This is a genomic window from Paenibacillus marchantiae, assembly GCF_028771845.1.
Lineage (GTDB): Bacteria > Bacillota > Bacilli > Paenibacillales > Paenibacillaceae > Paenibacillus > Paenibacillus marchantiae.
The window spans coordinates 172,436-190,631 of record NZ_CP118270.1; the positions used below are offsets into that span (position 1 = coordinate 172,436).

An 18,196-nucleotide genomic window follows, 5' to 3' on the forward strand; every position below is an offset into this window, starting at 1 on the left:
AAGAACCCAGTTTCCTGGGCCCTTTTTTCCGAAAAACTATTCTGCTGAAACGCATTACTTGCTCTCTTCACCGCTCCACAATTGAACACGGCTTTGTACCAGCTCAGTGTATTGTTTTTCCATGTCCTCTGCTCCGGCTTTATTCAGCTCGGCAATCATCCCATCATAAATGGCATCGAATTGTTCAGGGGAACTGAGGATCGCTTCAGGGATCCGTTTACGGATAATATCCTGTGTTTTTTGGAAAATAACGTTGTAATCCGAGTCACCTGGAGTTGGCATATTGTACGCTGCTCCCCATGGTTTAACTGGGAACTCATCTTCACTTGGGAATAGATCTTTCCACGTTGTTGCGCCGTATGCTTTGAGTGTCTCTTTCTCTGCATCGGAATACGCCGCTACAATCTGTTCAGGGAAATTCGTTGTGTAATAGTTATCCGTTGAATCCTTGACACCATCTCCATAGTGACCAGACATATTGGTATAGAGGCCAATACCTGTTTCTTTCTGGAATACGGCAGCATTATTCGTTTTTTGGTCCTGAATATCGGCCGGAATCACACGTTTGCCATCTTTCACTTCGTACTGCTCACCTTCAATACCCCAGTTCATCAACACTTGGCCTTCCTCAGAAGCTAGGTAATCAAAGAATTTAATTGTACGAACCGGGTCCGGATTCGATGTTGTAATCCCTACACCCCATCCAGATACAAAACCAGGGTCCTGGAAGGAATGATCCTTGATATCTTTAGACAGAGTTACCGGGAAGTGTGAATAGGTCGCTTCATCTTTGCCCGCTGCTTTCAATGCGTTTTCCGCATCGGAATAACCCCAATCCTGGTCTATGACGCCCAGAACACGTCCACTTGCAATTTTGGATTTGTATTGATCTGTTTTCTGTACGAAGCTGTCCTGATCAAGCAGTCCTTCTGCGTACATATGGTTCAACCAACGGAAATACTCTTTCTCTTCCGGACGTTTGTAATGCAGACTTGCCTCATATGTCTCAGGATCAATATAGTACTCGCCGTCATCCGGAGCACCTGTTGCCTGGAAGGCCGGATTCGTTACCGTAATCATGATTCTCCAGTCATCTGCGTCCAGGGATAACGGAATCGTTGGTTGACCGTCAATCGTTGGATGTTTCTCCTTATATGCCTTCAATACATTTTCATAATCCTGCAGTGTACGCACTTCAGGGTATCCCAGCTCTTTCAATACACGCTGCTGAATCCCAAATCCGCCGCCTGCATCAAAATACTTCTGGTCTACCGCATAATACGTAGGCAGTACATAAATTCCTTGATCTTCGTTGCTATATTTCAGCCGGTCCATGTAATTACCATACAGCTTCTTCAGATTGGGAGCATATTGCTCGATCAGATCAGTCAGATCGACCATTGCCCCAGCATCCACGAGCTTGCTTAGCTCTCCTTTGGGTGAAACGATATCCGGATAGTCTCCGCTTGCTGCCATTAAGGATACTTTATCCTGACCACCACTGACGGCAAACTCACCGTTAAGGGTTACTCCTGTTTTCTCTGTAAGGACCTTCCCCACTTCATCCTTCATACCGTTCCAGTTCGGACTGGGATCGACGCTAAAAAAGTCAAAAGTAATCGGAGACGTATCACCGCTAGTGTCCTTAAACGACGTTTCGCCGCTGTTTCCTCCACCGCAACCTGCGAGCAAAGACATCGCAAGTACTGGAGCCAGTGCAATCTTCATTTTGTTTCTTGCCATAATGGTAATCCTCCCGTTTCATATGTCTGTCTATCCGGGACTTTTTTGTCCCTGTCTATAGCTCCATGAATGCCACTCCGCAGCCCTATACGGTGAAGCGCAGGCCAAATGGCTGCGCTTCGGGCATTCTGATGCTTCTTTTATTATACGGCCACTCTATCTATGTGGCGGCCTGTACAAACTTACTTAAGCTTTTACTGCACCCAATGTCATACCACCAACAAAATACTTTTGCAGGAATGGATACACAATCAGGATTGGAACCGTAACAACGATCGTGATCGCCATTTTGATGGATTCCGGTGAAATCTGTGTCATTTGCTGTGCCATGTCATTGGCGTTACGTCCGGCTCCCGAGCCTTGCTGTGTACTTTGCAGTACTTTCATCAGCTCGTACTGGAGCGTGGTCAGATGCGCCTTCGAACCATTATACAGGTACGTATCGAACCAAGCATTCCACTGGCCTACAGCCAGGAACAACGCGATGGTTGCAAGTACCGGTTTACAGAGCGGCAAAATGATTTTGTAATAGATCTTAAAGTCATTCGCACCATCCAGCTTGGCTGATTCCTGCAATGCATACGGCAGACCATCAATGAAGGAACGGATAATGAACACGTTAAACGCACTGATCATACCTGGCAATACATATACCCAGAATGTACCGATCAGGTTCAGGTCACGCATCAGGATGTACACCGGAATCAGACCACCGGAGAAATACATCGTGAGTGCAAGTGCAGTAGAAACAAACTTTCTCAACTTAAAGTCAGGACGACTCAGTGTAAATGCGATCATTGAGGAACTGATCAAACCGAGTACGGTACCTACAATTGTACGTAGAATGGATACCTGCAAACCTTGCAGCAATCCATCGTATTGGAAAATCGTTTTGTAGTTTTGCAATGTGAAATCACGTGGCCACAAGTAAATTCCACCACGTACGGTATCTGTCGAGTTATTGAGTGAGATAGCCAGTACGTTCAGGAATGGATACAGTGTTACAATCAGCACCAGGGTCATCGCGAGGATGTTGAATATATCGAACAGCTTATCGCCCCGAGTAGCATTGAATGCTTTGTTCGCCATAATGTCGTCCCCTCCCTACATGATGCTTTCTTTGGTGAATTTTTTGAACAATCCGTTCGCTGTAAACAGAAGGATGATACTGACAACGGAGTTGAATATGCCTATGGCTGTACCATACGAGAATCGTCCCATATTCAAACCATAGTTGAGCGCGTATAGATCAAGCACTTCCGAGTAGTCTAGCACCAGACTATTTTGCAGCAAAAATTGCTTTTCAAAACCGATACTGATCAGATGCCCGATGGACATGATGAACAGTACAGAGATCGTAGTCCGAATGCCTGGCAACGTGATATGCCACATTTGTCTCCAGCGGTTCGCTCCGTCTACACGGGAAGCTTCGTAAAGTTCTTGGTCAATACCGGTAATGGCCGCCAGATAGATGATCGCATTCCAGCCGGTTTCCTTCCACATATCTGAAGCGGTTACAATGTACCAGAACAGGTTCCCCTTAGCCATGAATTGGATCGGCTGATCGATAATGTTTAGGTTTACTAAAAGGTCATTGATAATCCCGCCATCGGTGGAGAGCATCTTGGTAATAATCCCTGCCACTACGACCCAGGATACAAAGTGAGGCAGATATGATACCGTTTGCACGGCGCGCTTGAAGAACATGCCTTTCATCTCATTCAAGAGAATCGCAAAGAAAATCGGCACGATAAAACCGATAACCAGTCCCATCAAGCTCATTGCAAGCGTATTTCGAAGTACCAGATAGAAGCGATCATCACTGAATAGCTCTGCAAAGTGTTTAAAACCAACCCACTGTTGATCACCGAACGATCTGGCCGGTTTATAGTTTTGGAAAGCCATCGTCCATCCCCATAGTGGCAGATAGTTAAATACAAAAACCCAAGCTACGAATGGCAATGACATGAGATAGAGATACTTTTGCTGTTTCATACTGTCCCAAACTCTGTTCCGCCGTTTTTGTGTTGGCGGATTGGGGTCACTGCTTTTTTTCGCGGAAGCGGATTTTTCTGTTAGCGTTTCCATCTCCGTTCCCCCTCCTCTGATTTATAAAATAATCATACCTGATAGAGCGTTTTCAAAATACCATCTGGATTTTAGAGAAAATCATATGAAAATTAGATATCCCCTTATAAAATCCGATATTATATCTATAAAATTAGTGATAATGACGCTATCTATTAATAATTATTGAAATTAAAAGGGAATTTAATTTGAAATTGGTAATGATCGAAAACGTTTTATAGAAATCGTTTACTTCATGTAAAACTAAAAAGAAAAAGGACCTCCAGGGTCCTTCAAATAGACTATTAGTTCGAAAACGTTTTTTACCTAATCAGGAGAAATACCAAACTCCAGAAGTACCATCCTCTGAAACATGGGCTACTCCCGTTCTGGCTCTCCTGAAGAATCTTTGGGCTGTGATCTAGCAAGCTCTCTAGCATGTTTGTATGCGGAAGGCGATTCCCCTACATACTTCTTGAATTTGCCGTGGAAGTAATCCACGTTGGCATACCCCACCCTCGCGGCAACCTGGTGCACCTTTAAGCCTTCATCGAGAAGTTCCTTCGCCTTCTCCATTCGGACCTTATCGAGAAATGCATTGAAATATTCCCCGGTATGGTTTTTGAACAGCTTGCCCAAATAACTGCTATTGTAGTTAAATACCTCAGCGAGTACCTCCAGCTTGAGATTTTCGCCGGGATTACGACGGATAAATTCAATCATTTGTTTCAGTACCGTATCCTTGCTTCCTCCACCCATGCGCTGAATAAGCCGGTTCAGGTGTTGAGCAGCCATCACTTTGAGATCCAGTAACGTTAATTGATGGTAGACCTCCGTAATTAGAACGGAATGCTCCTGCATAATAGATTGCATATGCTGATTCGTTGCCGCAAGTTTGTTAATAGCCAATGAAAACACTTGGGAGAACGCCGTCTTAATCGCCTGTTCTGTCTGATGATGGGGGATCAGACGTTCCTCGATTTCGGTCAGCACACGCATCACGGACTCGCTACTCCGAATGTCGAGCGCATAATACAGCTTGTCCGCCAATTCTGCTTCATCCGGTTCACCACTAACTTCATCCAGCGCAATAACCGGCCCAGAAGTACTTTTGCTCTTCTCGCCTTCGTTCCATAACATAATACGTTGTTCCGCGAACAGGAAACGTCCGCCCAATACGCCGTTGGCCTGATTATAGGAATGTGCGATGTCTGCTGTGGAGTTTACAGGTTGACCTGCTGCCGCGTACATGTGAATATTCCATTCTCCCAGCAGCCCTTCCAACTCATCATATAAACTCTGGGCAGATTGGACAGTCAAAATAGGCTCTTTACATAACAGTCCCAGTCCGGAATGGAACGAAAACACAATGCCCCGATCTTTCTGGTCAAAAGCTTCCGCCAGTCTGCGTTTCACTACACTACCACGCTGTAAATCAGGTTCGGCATGCATCTCCAGCAGCACAACCTGATACTGCGACCAATTCAATCCTAGAGCATTTGCTTCCATCGTTTCTGTACCTTCCAGGCTATCAAAAAGCAATGCTTCAATCTGGTGCTCCCGGTAGGCTGTATCCTCACCAGCATGGCGGGCCAGTGTCAGACGCTCCCTTGTTAGCATCACAGAGATCCGCTCCAGCTCACTAATAATCTCCTCTTCATCCACCGGCTTGAGCAGATACCCATCTACGCCAAAACTGATGGCTTTCTTGGCATAATCAAAATCCGCGTACCCACTCAGGATCAGAAAGTGCGACCCCGGATGGTGCTGCCGCACTTCTTCAATCACATCCAGTCCGGTCATGCCGGGCATGCGAATATCGATGATCGTCAGGTCCGGTTCCAGCTCTTCGAAGCGGGTGATGGCCTCACGCCCGCTGGCAGCTGTACCAATCACCTGAAAGCCGTATTTTTCCCAATCAATGATCGTTGTCAGTCCTTCACGTATGCTAGGTTCATCATCTACCAATAACACTTTATACATGCTGGTCTCCTCCTACTGGCAAGGTGAAAGAAACCTCTGTTCCTTCCCCGTACACACTCTTAATCTGTAATCCGTATGGCTCGCCGTAAGTCAACGTTAAACGTTGATGTACGTTACGCATGCCAATCCGGCTCTTCTCCTGTTCTTCCGGTCCACAGATGAACTGCATCACTTCAGCCAGACGCTCCGGCGTAATGCCTGCCCCATCATCATCGACACGCACCTGAACGACATCCTCCACCAAACGAATATTTATATTCACACGGACCGTGCCCTCTTTATTTTCCAAACCATGCACAATCGCATTCTCAACCAGAGGCTGAATGATCAAAGGAGGAATGTACATCTTCTCCACCTCCGGATCGATATGGATCTGGAAAGCAAGCCGATCGCCGTAACGGAATTTCTGAATTTCCAGATAAGAACGTACCATCTCCAGTTCGGCTCTGAACGTCGTTTTGCCGCTGCCAATCTCAAGACTCTTGCGCATCAGTTTGCCTAGCAGCCTGACAATATTGGCAATCTCCGCCTCGCCTTTGATATGGGCTTTCATACGGATCGACTCCAGTGCATTAAACAAAAAATGAGGATTGATCTGGCTGGCCATCATTTTCAGTTTAATCTCTTTCTGTGCGATTTCCAATTGATTGTTCTGTTCCGTTGCCTCCACCACCTGAGTCATCAGTTCATTAATGCTCTTCACCATGTAATTGAACTGCCTCGACAGTTGCCCAATCTCATCATTCCCGTCAATGCGGGAGGTGACGTTCAGATCACCCAGTGCGAGCTTATTCAAATGTTTGCTAAGGCGTAACAATCGGTTCGATGTGAGAAATGAAATGATATATACAAGCAACAATGCAATGACCAGCACAAGCGTAATGAAGAGCATACCGATCATGCTAATGGTATTGGCGTCTTTGACAATATTTTTGGTGGCAAAAACCGAAATGATCTTCAGGCTGTTCATGCTCGATCCAGGACGCAGCTCATCAATGACAATATTGGATGGCTCCCCCCGAAAATCTGCTTCAATTGTGCCTTTGGTCTGATTTTGTAGATCTACACCAAAATCAAGCTCGTCCAGCGTCTTGCCCACTAGTTCGGTATTTTTGGCCGCAACCACATAACCCTGTTCGTCCGTAATCAACGTCTCGAACGGTTCCTGACGTAATAATCCATTCAGCTCATCCTGATTGATTACAATCATCAGCACACCCTCGGTCCGATATTCGGCAAAAGGCACTTTGCGCACCAGACTGAGCTTATGCACCGGATTATCTCCCTTGTCAGGAATGTAAAACCAACCGATGCTCGTCGTTTTCAACGCCTTCTGGTACCAGTAGCTCTCCTCGGTTTGCTTGTCCACAGGAATGAACTCCAGATTGTTGATCAGCGTCGGATTGGTGGAGTAAAACCGGATGCCCGCAACCTCGCGGTACAGACGCTTGTATTCCTGAAAATCTTTGTATGCGAGGTAAGCCGAGGTCAGCTCCACAACACTTTGGTATTGTTTGTTCACAATTTCTTTCAAATCATTATTGAACATCAGAATGTTGGAAATATCCGTAGGCACACGCAGCAATGTGGTGGTCTGACTTTTGACTTTGTCCACGTTGTTAATCGTCTGTCCAATGGCATTATCCAGCGCCTGCTTCCGAAAGTATCCGGTTACAGCCAGGCCAATAATCAGTACCGGAATCATGACGACAAGTACATAGGATATGAGCAATTTATGCTTTAATTTAAGATTGTTGGATGTTCGTATGAGCCTTTTAAACATATCTGCACCTTCCGTCGCTTATAAGCGCTTACATATAAAGGTCAGTACATATTACGCCTGCCCTTCCAATTCATCATACCACATAACAGCAAAAGCCCTACAAGAGGGCTTCAAAAAAAGGCTGTATGCTGAGTGAAAAACAAACATGAAGTTTGTATAACTATTTCTAATGTAAGAAGTAAAACAGATGGCTTAGCGGCTGCGTGCTGAGCGGAAACCGTGTCCTTTGGCACGCAGCGCAACAACCAGAGCTACAAGTGATAGGAACAGGATAGCCCAGGTAAAGGACGAGGCTCCCCATTGATTCAGAAGCACACCTCCCGCTAATCCACCAATAGCAATAGCGAGATTCCAAACGGTCGTATTAATTGGCATAACGATATCCACACCCTGCTCCCCGGCAGCTTGGGCAAGGGCGGTCTGCAACAGTGTAGCCGCACCGCCAAAAGTTAGACCCCAGAGCGCAACTGAACTAAATACAACGGCAATGTGCTCGCTCCAAAGACCCAATACCAGAGAGATCAGGGCAAAGCCCGCAAGACTGATGAGAACCAGCATACGCAACCAACGATCAATAAGAATACCTGTAATCCAGATGCCCACCAATGCCATCAGGCCAAATACAAGTAACATAAGTCCAACCTTTGATTCCAGACCGACATCGGCGAGGAAAGGGGCAATATAGGTGTACAAAATATTATGAGCAAGCATCCAGGCCAGAACGACAGCCAGAATGGGAATTGCGCCAGGAGTCAGCAGCACCTTTATTGAAGAAATGCGCTGATCAGCAGACTGCCCCGGATAATCGGGTACTGTCCAGAGCACCCAGAAGATCAATACAAACGCCAGCAGCGACATCAGCCAGAATACCGAGCGCCAGCCCATAAAGGAACCGAGCAATGTACCTGCAGGAACACCGAATGATAAGGCAATCGGTGTACCGATCATCGCAACAGCCATGCCCCTGCCTTTGAGATGATCTGGCACCATCCGTAGTGCATAACTGCCAATCAGGCCCCAGGAGACACCGGCTGCAACACCGGCAAAAAACCGAGCGACAAGGGTCAGTACATAGTTTGAAGAGAGGGCTGTAATCGTGTTGAAGACCAGAAAACCGATAATCGCTAGAAGTAAAAGCGGACGGCGTCGCCAGCCCCTTGTCAGCACGGCCACAGGTATGGCGGCAATCAGAGAACCTACTGCATAAAATGTGACAAGCTGCCCTGCGCCTGCCTCAGAGACCTGCAGCCCTTCCTTGATTTGCGGCAGCAACCCCGCGGGAAGAGTTTCAGTCATAATAGCTATAAAACCAGCCATAGCCAAGGCCAGCAGCCCAAACCATGGGAAACGTTGAGAAGATTTATCGGACATCTGTGCAGCTCCTTTTTAGATAATATAGGACATAGAATCGAATTATGGATCGATCATTCCTTATATTATCCACCCTCTCCTACCTTGTCAACGACTTTTGGATCGATTAGTATATAATTAAGAAAAACGAGGGGGAATCTCTAATGGCAAGAACCGGACGTCCGCGCATTTTTGATCGGGATGAAGCCCTGTTGCAGGCAATGATGCTCTTTTGGGAACAAGGATTCGAAGCCACCTCATTGCTTCAACTTCGAGCGGTCATGGGGGATATTTCAGCAGCCAGCTTCTATGCAGCCTTTGAATCCAAAGAAGCTCTTTATAAAGAAGCGGTAGAACGATATATGGGTTCATTTGGACGCGTTACGGAAAGCTTCTCAGATCTTACGCTATCTCCAAGAGAAGCGATTGAAACAACTTTAAGAAGTACCGCCAAAATGCAAACAGACAGCGCACATCCATCTGGCTGTTTAATTGTGCTGTCAGCCAGCACATGTTCTTCCAAAAACAATCATATCCGTGACATAACCGCCGAGAAAAGAAAGCTGACTCGCAACCGCCTGCAGGCTTGCATCCAGCGCGCTGTGGAAATCGGCCAACTGCCTGCCTCCACGAATGTGGCAATGCTGACCACCGTATTTGATACTTTTATGCAAGGTATCTCTACACAAGCCCGGGACGGTATCCCTTTTGCAACGCTTGATCAGGCTATCACCGAAATTATGGGCGTCTGGGACCTTGCTCAACATCCAGCGTGACCTTACTTCCTAATGGTCGAAATGTTAGAACAATCAAAAAGGCACTCCCATAATTGGAAGTGCCTCTTCATTGTATACTTTAACCATGTCCGTCCCGTTATGGACGGGGTGTGTCTACCCCATTCAGAATCAGCTTGGGATGAATATCAGCGCTAAGCGAAGCGGAAACTGCACAATACTTCTCTTCAGCCATTTGGATGGCTTTCCAGATCCGGTAATCCGGGATATCGCCGTCCACCTTGAAGATCAGGTCAATGGAAGTAAATCCTTTCGGCATACCTTCACTACGTGTACCCTGTGCTTCAATCTCAATGCCAGTAATTTTGTCCAGGAAAGCGTCCAGAATCATCGTGATATCGATCCCCATACAACCTCCGAGACCTGCCAGTAACAATTCCATGGGTGTAGCACCCTTGCTGTCACCACCATAGGCTGCTGTGGCATCCATGCCAACCGCGTAGCCAGAGGGTCCTTCGGAAGTAAATGCACGTTTGCCTTTCCATACCGTTGTTACATTCATGATGTTTATCCTTCTTTCTTAGAATTCAGTAATTTGCTGCAAAAATCTTCGTGTCCGCTCCTGGGTCGGGTGTTCAAAAAAGGCCTGTGGACTCGCTTCTTCCACAATTGATCCATCCGCCATAAAGACGATTTTGTTAGCCACAATCCGGGCGAACTTCAACTCATGCGTAACGACCAGCATCGTCATGCCTTCCTGTGCCAACTCCTTCATAACGGAGAGCACTTCTCCCACCAGTTCGGGATCAAGGGCTGAGGTAGGCTCGTCAAACAGCATCACCTCAGGCTCCATGGCAAGTGCGCGGGCAATCGCTACGCGCTGCTGCTGTCCACCAGACAAACGGGATGGATATGCATCCTGCTTGTCCGACAGACCGACCCGATCCAGCAGAATCCGGCCGCGTTCGGCCGCTTCGTCCCGCTTGATTTTTTTCACAGTCACGAGCCCTTCCATCACATTGCCAAGCACCGTCTTGTGCGGATACAGATTGAACTGCTGGAAGACCATGCCGGTCTGGCGACGAATCTCCAGTACCCGGGCACGCTGGACTCGCAGCGGATCTGCGCTGTTAACCACAACACCGTTCACTTCAATCTGTCCTCCAGATAACTCTTCCAGTCCGTTTAGGCAGCGCAGTAAGGTACTCTTGCCAGAGCCACTCGGTCCGAGCAATACCACAATATCTTTGGCATCGACATGCAGATCTATATTTGTGAGAACTTCATTTTTCCCAAAACGTTTGGTCAATCCTGTAGTTGTAATCACCGGTTCTCCCCTCCTATCAGTAAGCCCGGGCCAGCCGGCGCTCCACTTGTTCCAGAATGGCCGAGAATCCGATACTCATGATCCAGTAGATCACGCCAATCGCCAGATAAAACGGCATATTAACGTAATATTGCGCGACCAGTAGCTGTGCCGAGCGAAGCAACTCCGTAACCCCGAGGGCTGCCACAAGTGATGTTTCTTTCAGCATGCCGATAAACGTATTGCCCATTGGAGGGATCGCGATACGCACCGCTTGGGGGAATATAATCCTTCTCATCGTTTGAGCCGGTGTCATGCCTGTAGCATATGCGGCCTCCGTCTGCCCTTTTGGTACAGCTTGAATTGCTCCGCGGAACGTTTCGGACAGAAATGCACCCGCATTCAGACTAAGCCCGAGACAGGCTGCGGTGAGCGAGCCCAAGGTTACGCCATAATCGACCAGCCCATAATAAATAACGAATAATTGCACCAACAGCGGGGTTCCCCGCATGATGGATACGTAGAAACGGGCGATCATTCTAAGCCACATCGGTCCTTTCAGACGCGCGATGGCGACGAGCAACCCGATGATAAAAGCAAAAAACATTGAAATCACAGTTACATACAGCGTGTAATATGCCCCCTTCAGAAAGAAGGGGATATTCTCAAATACCAATTCCATGGATCAAACTTCCCTTCGCCCTGCCGGTTCATTATTGCGCAGGCTCTTCACCGAACCATTTTTTGAAGATGGTATTGTACGTACCGTCATCCTTCATGCCTTTCAGTGCATCATTCAATGCAGCTACAAGTTCCGGGTTGTCTTTGCGAACAGCGATACCAGCTTGGTCACTCTTGATTGGCTCACCTACGGCTTTGATGTTGAAGCCGTTGGCATCCACAATGGGTTTCAGTGCATACATGTTGTTGATTGTGGCATCAATCCGTCCAGCATTCAGATCTTTGAGTGAAGAGATGACATCGTCATAGGTTTTGATCGTGAAGTCTCCCACTTTTGGCAACACTTCATTACGCAGATATGATTCATCATTCGTACCCAAACCTACGCCAATCGTTTTACCTTTGAAATCTTCCAGCTTGGTAATATCGTTATTGTCTTCTTTGACAATGATTTTAACTTGGTTCGTGATATACGGATCACTGAAATCCAGTACTTTCTTACGATCATCAGTAATCGTCATCTGGCTGATAATGGCATCCAGCTTTTTGGCTTGCAGACTTGGTGTCAGGCCGGAGAACTCCTGGGATACAAATTCCACCTTAACTCCAAGACGCTTCGCAACCTCACGTGCGATATCTGCATCGTAGCCGTCCATTTCTTTCTTATCGTTCAGGAAGTTGTATGGAGCGTACGTGCCCATCATTCCCACTTTGATGACGCCAGCAGACTTGATCTGCTCCAGTTCATTGTTCGCCTGTGCTCCATTGCTGCTTCCATTGTCCGTAGTTTTACTGCCACAAGCGCTGAGTACCAGCACGGTCATTAGCAGCAGGGCTGTTAAAGTCCAGCCTTTGCGAGATTTCATTCCATATGTTTTATTCATGTCATTAACTTCCTCTCATCCATGTAGTCATGTCTTGTTGAAACTTCTGTTTCCTGTCTTCCTAAACTGCAGTTGTACCCATTATTCCCTGCTGCTGGCTTAATCATGTGAATATTTAATCCAGTTGTTGAAAATAAAGCTCCAGGGCCAGCACGCTTTTATGTGCCGAGCAGTCCATAAAATTCAAAGCTTGCCGCCTCAGCTGCGAGCTTTGTTGCTGTCATTGATGAAAACTTGCTGTGCAACTCCTCCGAGCCAAACAGCCAGCGCGTAATCATACCTTCAATCATGCTAACCAGCAGCGCAGCGCGAAGCGGTACATCCATGGATTCCGGCAGCATGCCCAGCTCAATGGCCCGTTGCATGTTGTGGCGAAATGCTTGTTCCACTGCATTACGTGTCTCCTCGACCAGACGGCGTACTGAATCCTCGGACACGATGCCTTTAAGCAACAACTCCATAAAATAACGATTGTCCGCTGCAAAGGAGAATAAGTCGGTAAACAGCCGTTCCGAAGCTCTCACCATATCTTCAACCGATCCGGCATCCTTGCGGTAGCCTTGTCCGATCGCTTCAAGCAACTTCTCCCTGCCGGTCAGTACAATTTCCGACGCAATGGCCTCCTTACTTTTGAAGTGCCAGTAAAAAGTACCTTGCGCGACGCCAGCTTCCCGGACAATATCGGAAATTTTCGTCTGATGGTAGCCCTGGGTCGCAAAACGCTCCATCGCTATGCGTATAATTTGGTCCCGGCGTTCTTCTCCGGGTTCCAAATGATTGTTTTTAGACATTTGCCTATCCTCCCGATTGATCAGTCAGTCAGTTAATGTATATCCTATTGGATAACTAGGTTTTTGTCAATATGGTTTTAAACAATTCATTACGAGCATAAGTTGAAGTTGGGCGCATTTGTGATCATAATAGATGATAGCCTTGTTCTAATGAGCAGGCATTGTCACGCAGGACAGCCTATAAGCTGTCATCTGCATTTCAAGGAGGAAGAGAATTGGACTTTATATCATCGATTATTATGGGCATCATCGAAGGTTTGACTGAGTTTTTGCCCGTGTCCTCAACCGGACACATGATTCTGACTGCCCACTTGTTGGGATTATCGGAGGACAACGAGTCAGTCAAAACGTTTGAGGTGGTTGTGCAACTCGGAGCTGTACTAGCTGTCGTTGTGCTGTACTGGAACAAATTCATTGATATGTTCCGCTTCACCGGAGGCAAAAGGAGCTACACCTCCCGCCTGAACCTCATACATATCTTTTTGGCGATGGTTCCTGCCGTAGTCATTGGACTTGTATTCCGGGACTGGATCAAGGCGCATCTGTTTGGAGCACAAACGGTGCTGTACAGTCTTGTTATTGGTGGTATTCTGATGATTATCGCTGAACGTTGGAGCCACCGCAGCGAACGCATTACAACCCATGATGTAGACGATATTACGTATAAACAGGCATTTGTAGTGGGTCTTTTTCAAATTCTCGCATTATGGCCAGGCTTCTCACGTTCCGGTTCGACGATCTCCGGTGGACTGTTCGCAGGGGTAAGCCGAGTTGCTGCAGCAGAATTTACATTCCTGGTCTCTGTGCCGATTATGATTGGAGCCACAGGATATGATCTATACAAAAGTATCGATCATCTGAATACCAGCGATTTCCCGATCTTCGCGATTGGATTCATTGCCGCATTTATCGTAGCCATGCTTGCCATTAAGACGTTCCTGTCTATTTTGAAAAAACTGAGTCTGACCGTCTTTGCAGTGTATCGCTTCGTGCTGGCAGCCGTATTCTTTATCATTTTAATGATGTAACCCTATCTTCAAGTCATGTAACAAAAAAGCCAATGGCGACCTGTTCCTTTCGGAACCAGGTTGCCATTTTTAATTTCACACAACCTTTTCAACAAGCGGATTTTCATTTCGGCCTTTACACCCCCCTCCCCCACAGCAAAAACACCCCCTATCAGCGATAGGAGGCGTTTCATATAACTACTGCAACCTAAACGAACTGATTATGGTTATACCTTGGACTCCAAAGTTTGCAGGTACTCCGAGATTTGAGCAGGCGTTTTTGCCCATTTGCTGTGCAGATGTGCAATTTTCTTGCCGTTCTGGAATACGAGCAGGCTTGGAATGCCGCGTACACCGTTCTCTTCAGCAAACGGCAGGAACTCTTCTGCATCGAGGGCATAGAAGGTTTTATCCGCATGCTGGTCGATAACGTCCCCGATAAAGCGATCCAGGTTTTTGCAATCCGGACACCAGGTTGTATCAAATTTAATGACGGTCATTCCGTCAGAATTAATTGTATCGCGATATTGTTGTTCACTTTGAATTCTTTCCATATGTCTTCTCTCCCTTATTTGATTCTTTATGGTTGACCTTCATTGTACCTCGTATAGTTACAATTGAAAATAGGCTGCCAACGTTTAACGGTGCTGCTTGTAGAGATTGGCGGGACTCAGCTCCCGTATTTCGTTAATCTCCGCAGCCGTAAGTGGTGCAGATTCCGAAGCAGCGATATTATGCAACAACTGCTCTCTCGAACTGGCACCTGGCACGACAGCGGCAACAGCCGGATGCGCCAAAGCATAACGAATGGCCGTTTGAGCCATGCTGCGATTGTCTGTAACCAAACGGCCCAGGCCTTCTCGTATGATGTGCAACTCCTCAGGAGTATAATCCAAATAACCCTTATCTGCCTTGGCAGCACCAGAATCGGCGAGAACCCCACTTGCCACAGGTCCACGAGCGATAACGCTAATGCCCTTTTGCTCCAATAAAGGCAATACTTCCTCTTCGGCCCGGCGATCCGCAACGCTGTATTGGTTCATCACGCTGACAATGGAAGCTCTCTGCACATATTCACGAATCACGTTAGGCCGGATGGAGGATATGCCGTAATACCGGATAAGACCTTCCTGCTTCAGTTCCTCAAAGGCTTCGATCGTCTCTTCAATTGGATCATCCAGAGTGCCACCATGCAGTTGATACAGATCGATATAATCTGTCTGCAACCGTTTCAGGCTGTCTCGTACAGCCTGTTTGATATAGGCTTTAGACGGGTCCCATGACCAGCCTTCTTTTCCCGGTATGCGACGATTACCAACCTTGGTTGCCACAATGACCTGCTCCCGGCGTCCCTGGATAGCCTGGCCCACGATTTCTTCGTTTAATCCTGCATCATACAGGTCAGCGGTATCCAGAAGATTAACGCCACGATCCAATGCTTCATGAATCAAGGCTACGGCAGGTTTCACTTCGGTTCCAAGCGACATACAGCCTAACCCAATTTCACCAACCATGAGTTCGGATGAACCCAGACGATTTTTCTTCATATGTTGTGCATCCCCTTCCATACGTTCTGCAAGTTTCCATTGTATCATTCTTGCTGGCAAAAATCGCATATGACATATGAGCGCACACAAAAACCCGGGACCATACCAGCTCCGGGCTTCTCATGCTAATTGACTCTATGCCAAAATCTATTTTAAATCACACGTGAACCTTTTTTGCTTCCATAAGACGGTTTTGAAGATGGACTAGAGTTTTTCATCAGTCCTGATACCGTACTGAACAGCTTATCCCTTGCTTCTTTATTCCTCATCAAATAAGTCACGCCTGCTCCAATGGCTGTTACAATAATTCCACTTTTTTTAGACATATGTTGTTCCTCCTTCAGGATTAATGTACATCGTCTCTTGCTTGAGATTACCCTGTGGGAGAAAAACGAAACGTCAGATGCGATGCCTTAAATTAGAGAATGGCTTATTACAGCGTAAAAAAGATGGCCCCTGAAAATGAAAATTCAGGAGCCATCTTCAAACGTGATGTATAAGTCGAGATCATTGTTACTACTGCATAATCTGCTTGGTCATAACAATCGTCCGATCAATCGGACGGCGGTGCGACATGAGTCATTTCCTCATGTTTGTACGTGGAGCCATCCGCAGTCAAGTAGAAATGCCCGATCGGATGAAGATCTTCATCCAGTTCATAGACCAGTGGAATGCCTGTCGGGATATTAAGCGCCATTACGTCCGCTTCGGACATTTGGTCCAGATGCATGACGAGTGAACGGAGCGTATTGCCGTGCGCGGAGATGAGTACCCTTTTGCCCGCTGACACTACCGGTTTGATCTCCGCATTCCAATACTCCAGCACCCGCTTCGATGTATCCATCAAATTCTCGGTACGAGGGATGGTGCAGCCCAACCGTTGATACTTGTCCTGGTCCTGAACATACCGATCATCAGTTTCGTCCAGTGCTGGGGGAGATACGCTAACGGAGCGTCTCCACTCCTTCACCTGATCCTCACCGTACTTCAGCGCAGTCTGCTGTTTATTCAGTCCTTGCAGTGCACCATAGTGACGTTCGTTCAGTTTCCACGTCTTCGTGATCGGAATCCACATCCGGTCCATCTCATCAAGTGCAATATCCAGTGTTCGAATGGAGCGTTTGAGGACTGAAGCATAAGCGTAGTCAAAATCAAAACCCTGTTCTTTCAGGATCTTTCCCGCTTTGCGCGCTTCTCCGTATCCATCGGTCGTCAGATCCACATCCGTCCAACCGGTAAAACGGTTCTCCACGTTCCACATACTCTGTCCATGGCGAATCAATACGACTCTGTACATAAGCGTGAATCCTCCTTCCATGAAACCATTACCCGCAAGGCGAGCCGGATATGCCCATGATATGTGAAATTATTAATAGTACGGTGCCATCATCAGATATACAACTACACCCGTGGAACTCACGTAGAGCCAGATTGGCATCGTCCAGCGAGCAATTTTACGGTGTTTCTTCAATTGATTCGTCCAGCCCCATACCAGAGTGAACAAAGCAAGCGGCACAATAATCGCTGCCAGAATGCTGTGTGTGATCAGAATGAAGAAATAGATGGAACGAATGATGCCTTCCCCGCCGTATTTGGACGTTTCCGGAGACAAATAGTGGAACGACAGATACGTAACGAGAAATAAAAGGGTCGTTGAAAATGCAGCAAGGATGAAACGTTTGTGCAATTTCACATTCCGCTTGATAATTGCAATCAGGGCCGCAAGCAGGAAGATAAAGGTGAAGCTGTTGAAAACGGCGTTAAACCGCGGCAACACTGTAATGTCAAAGGCTACATCGCCTTTGTATCCGATCGACGGTGCAAAGAACAACAATAAAATAATGACATTGGCGATAATGGAAATGGTAATAATGAGACCTGCAAAATTTTTATTACTGGTCGGGGCAATCTGATTGGATTGAATGTTCGGGTCCCCTTTGTCCTGTTTGCCCAATGAAAAATCCTCCTCATATCCTAACTTCTATGTTCTATCTCATTATATCTTGCCATTTCTCGACTGTTAAGTGACAACACTCTGAACAAAAAGCCTCGTCAGATACCTTTAAAGTGCCCCCTTCAGGCCATTTTCATTAAAAGCCCACCATCACTGGTTTACCCCACCCTGTATTCATGGTATAATTAATGTAATTAATCACATACGCGTTGAACTGGAGGAGCCTGTCACCAAGGGCCCTCCTTGTCTTTTTTAAGGCATAAAGCGGCACACTAACATACGCCGTTTTATGCCTTTTTCTGTTTTAAGGCTGGAATGATCTTCCCTTGGGCTGGTTACCCTATAAACGCTATTACTGGAAGGGAG

The 18,196-nt window shown here is 46.8% G+C and carries 18 protein-coding genes; 2 read left to right on the top strand and 16 right to left on the bottom strand.

Annotation, left to right across the window (positions count from 1 at the left end; genetic code table 11):
• Positions 1–54: 54 nt before the first annotated feature.
• From PTQ21_RS00885 to PTQ21_RS00910, 6 genes are all read right to left on the bottom strand, one after another.
• Positions 55–1,743 carry an ABC transporter substrate-binding protein gene (locus tag PTQ21_RS00885; RefSeq protein ID WP_063566554.1) on the bottom strand — a complete coding sequence of 563 codons (1,689 nt, stop codon included), beginning with the start codon at positions 1,741–1,743 and terminating at the stop codon, positions 55–57.
• Between the two features lie 186 nt (positions 1,744–1,929).
• Positions 1,930–2,832 (bottom strand): carbohydrate ABC transporter permease, encoded by a 903-nt coding sequence (locus PTQ21_RS00890; protein ID WP_063566553.1) that lies wholly within the window; start codon positions 2,830–2,832, stop codon positions 1,930–1,932.
• A 15-nt stretch (positions 2,833–2,847) separates the two neighbouring features.
• Complete coding sequence (locus tag PTQ21_RS00895; protein ID WP_063566552.1) at positions 2,848–3,831, bottom strand: ABC transporter permease; 984 nt, start codon at positions 3,829–3,831, stop codon at positions 2,848–2,850.
• Between the two features lie 357 nt (positions 3,832–4,188).
• Positions 4,189–5,793, bottom strand: coding sequence for a response regulator transcription factor (locus tag PTQ21_RS00900; RefSeq protein ID WP_274568535.1), 1,605 nt, complete (start codon positions 5,791–5,793; stop codon positions 4,189–4,191).
• Positions 5,786–7,576, bottom strand: coding sequence for a sensor histidine kinase (locus PTQ21_RS00905; RefSeq protein WP_079697115.1), 1,791 nt, complete (start codon positions 7,574–7,576; stop codon positions 5,786–5,788). The genes PTQ21_RS00900 and PTQ21_RS00905 overlap by 8 nt, the downstream gene beginning before the upstream one ends.
• Positions 7,577–7,768: 192 nt before the next feature.
• A complete protein-coding gene (locus PTQ21_RS00910; RefSeq protein ID WP_274568536.1) occupies positions 7,769–8,947 on the bottom strand; it encodes an MFS transporter in 1,179 nt (392 codons plus the stop codon).
• Positions 8,948–9,090: 143 nt separating this feature from the next.
• Here PTQ21_RS00910 and PTQ21_RS00915 point away from each other — a divergent pair, with 143 nt between their 5' ends.
• Complete coding sequence (locus PTQ21_RS00915; RefSeq protein ID WP_090954796.1) at positions 9,091–9,702, top strand: TetR/AcrR family transcriptional regulator; 612 nt, start codon at positions 9,091–9,093, stop codon at positions 9,700–9,702.
• 97 nt (positions 9,703–9,799) lie between these two features.
• Here the strand turns inward: PTQ21_RS00915 and PTQ21_RS00920 are convergent, their stop codons facing one another.
• The 5 genes from PTQ21_RS00920 to PTQ21_RS00940 all read right to left on the bottom strand — a co-directional run bounded on the left by PTQ21_RS00920 (position 9,800) and on the right by PTQ21_RS00940 (position 13,322).
• Entirely contained in the window at positions 9,800–10,222 is a 423-nt protein-coding gene (locus tag PTQ21_RS00920; RefSeq protein WP_024631426.1) for an OsmC family protein, read from the bottom strand.
• Positions 10,223–10,240: 18 nt separating this feature from the next.
• Positions 10,241–10,987 (bottom strand): amino acid ABC transporter ATP-binding protein, encoded by a 747-nt coding sequence (locus tag PTQ21_RS00925; RefSeq protein ID WP_274568537.1) that lies wholly within the window; start codon positions 10,985–10,987, stop codon positions 10,241–10,243.
• A 16-nt stretch (positions 10,988–11,003) separates the two neighbouring features.
• Positions 11,004–11,648, bottom strand: coding sequence for an amino acid ABC transporter permease (locus PTQ21_RS00930; protein WP_090811347.1), 645 nt, complete (start codon positions 11,646–11,648; stop codon positions 11,004–11,006).
• A 31-nt stretch (positions 11,649–11,679) separates the two neighbouring features.
• A complete protein-coding gene (locus tag PTQ21_RS00935) occupies positions 11,680–12,513 on the bottom strand; it encodes a substrate-binding periplasmic protein (RefSeq protein ID WP_090811428.1) in 834 nt (277 codons plus the stop codon).
• A 176-nt stretch (positions 12,514–12,689) separates the two neighbouring features.
• Positions 12,690–13,322, bottom strand: coding sequence for a TetR/AcrR family transcriptional regulator (locus tag PTQ21_RS00940; protein WP_090811345.1), 633 nt, complete (start codon positions 13,320–13,322; stop codon positions 12,690–12,692).
• A gap of 239 nt (positions 13,323–13,561) precedes the next feature.
• Here PTQ21_RS00940 and PTQ21_RS00945 point away from each other — a divergent pair, with 239 nt between their 5' ends.
• Positions 13,562–14,350 carry an undecaprenyl-diphosphate phosphatase gene (locus tag PTQ21_RS00945; RefSeq protein WP_063566628.1) on the top strand — a complete coding sequence of 263 codons (789 nt, stop codon included), beginning with the start codon at positions 13,562–13,564 and terminating at the stop codon, positions 14,348–14,350.
• 206 nt (positions 14,351–14,556) lie between these two features.
• On the opposite strand, the gene PTQ21_RS00950 is transcribed toward PTQ21_RS00945, so the two are convergent.
• The 5 genes from PTQ21_RS00950 to PTQ21_RS00970 all read right to left on the bottom strand — a co-directional run bounded on the left by PTQ21_RS00950 (position 14,557) and on the right by PTQ21_RS00970 (position 17,830).
• Positions 14,557–14,883, bottom strand: coding sequence for a thioredoxin family protein (locus PTQ21_RS00950; protein ID WP_063566544.1), 327 nt, complete (start codon positions 14,881–14,883; stop codon positions 14,557–14,559).
• Between the two features lie 84 nt (positions 14,884–14,967).
• Positions 14,968–15,876: an aldo/keto reductase gene (locus PTQ21_RS00955; RefSeq protein ID WP_274568540.1), complete on the bottom strand. Its 909-nt coding sequence runs from the start codon at positions 15,874–15,876 to the stop codon at positions 14,968–14,970.
• A gap of 152 nt (positions 15,877–16,028) precedes the next feature.
• Positions 16,029–16,202: a hypothetical protein gene (locus PTQ21_RS00960; RefSeq protein ID WP_161490622.1), complete on the bottom strand. Its 174-nt coding sequence runs from the start codon at positions 16,200–16,202 to the stop codon at positions 16,029–16,031.
• Positions 16,203–16,429: 227 nt separating this feature from the next.
• Complete coding sequence (gpmA, locus tag PTQ21_RS00965; RefSeq protein WP_063566542.1) at positions 16,430–17,173, bottom strand: 2,3-diphosphoglycerate-dependent phosphoglycerate mutase; 744 nt, start codon at positions 17,171–17,173, stop codon at positions 16,430–16,432.
• Positions 17,174–17,245: 72 nt separating this feature from the next.
• On the bottom strand, positions 17,246–17,830 hold the full coding sequence (locus PTQ21_RS00970; RefSeq protein WP_170867957.1) for a DUF420 domain-containing protein: 585 nt from the start codon (positions 17,828–17,830) through the stop codon (positions 17,246–17,248).
• Positions 17,831–18,196: the final 366 nt, after the last annotated feature.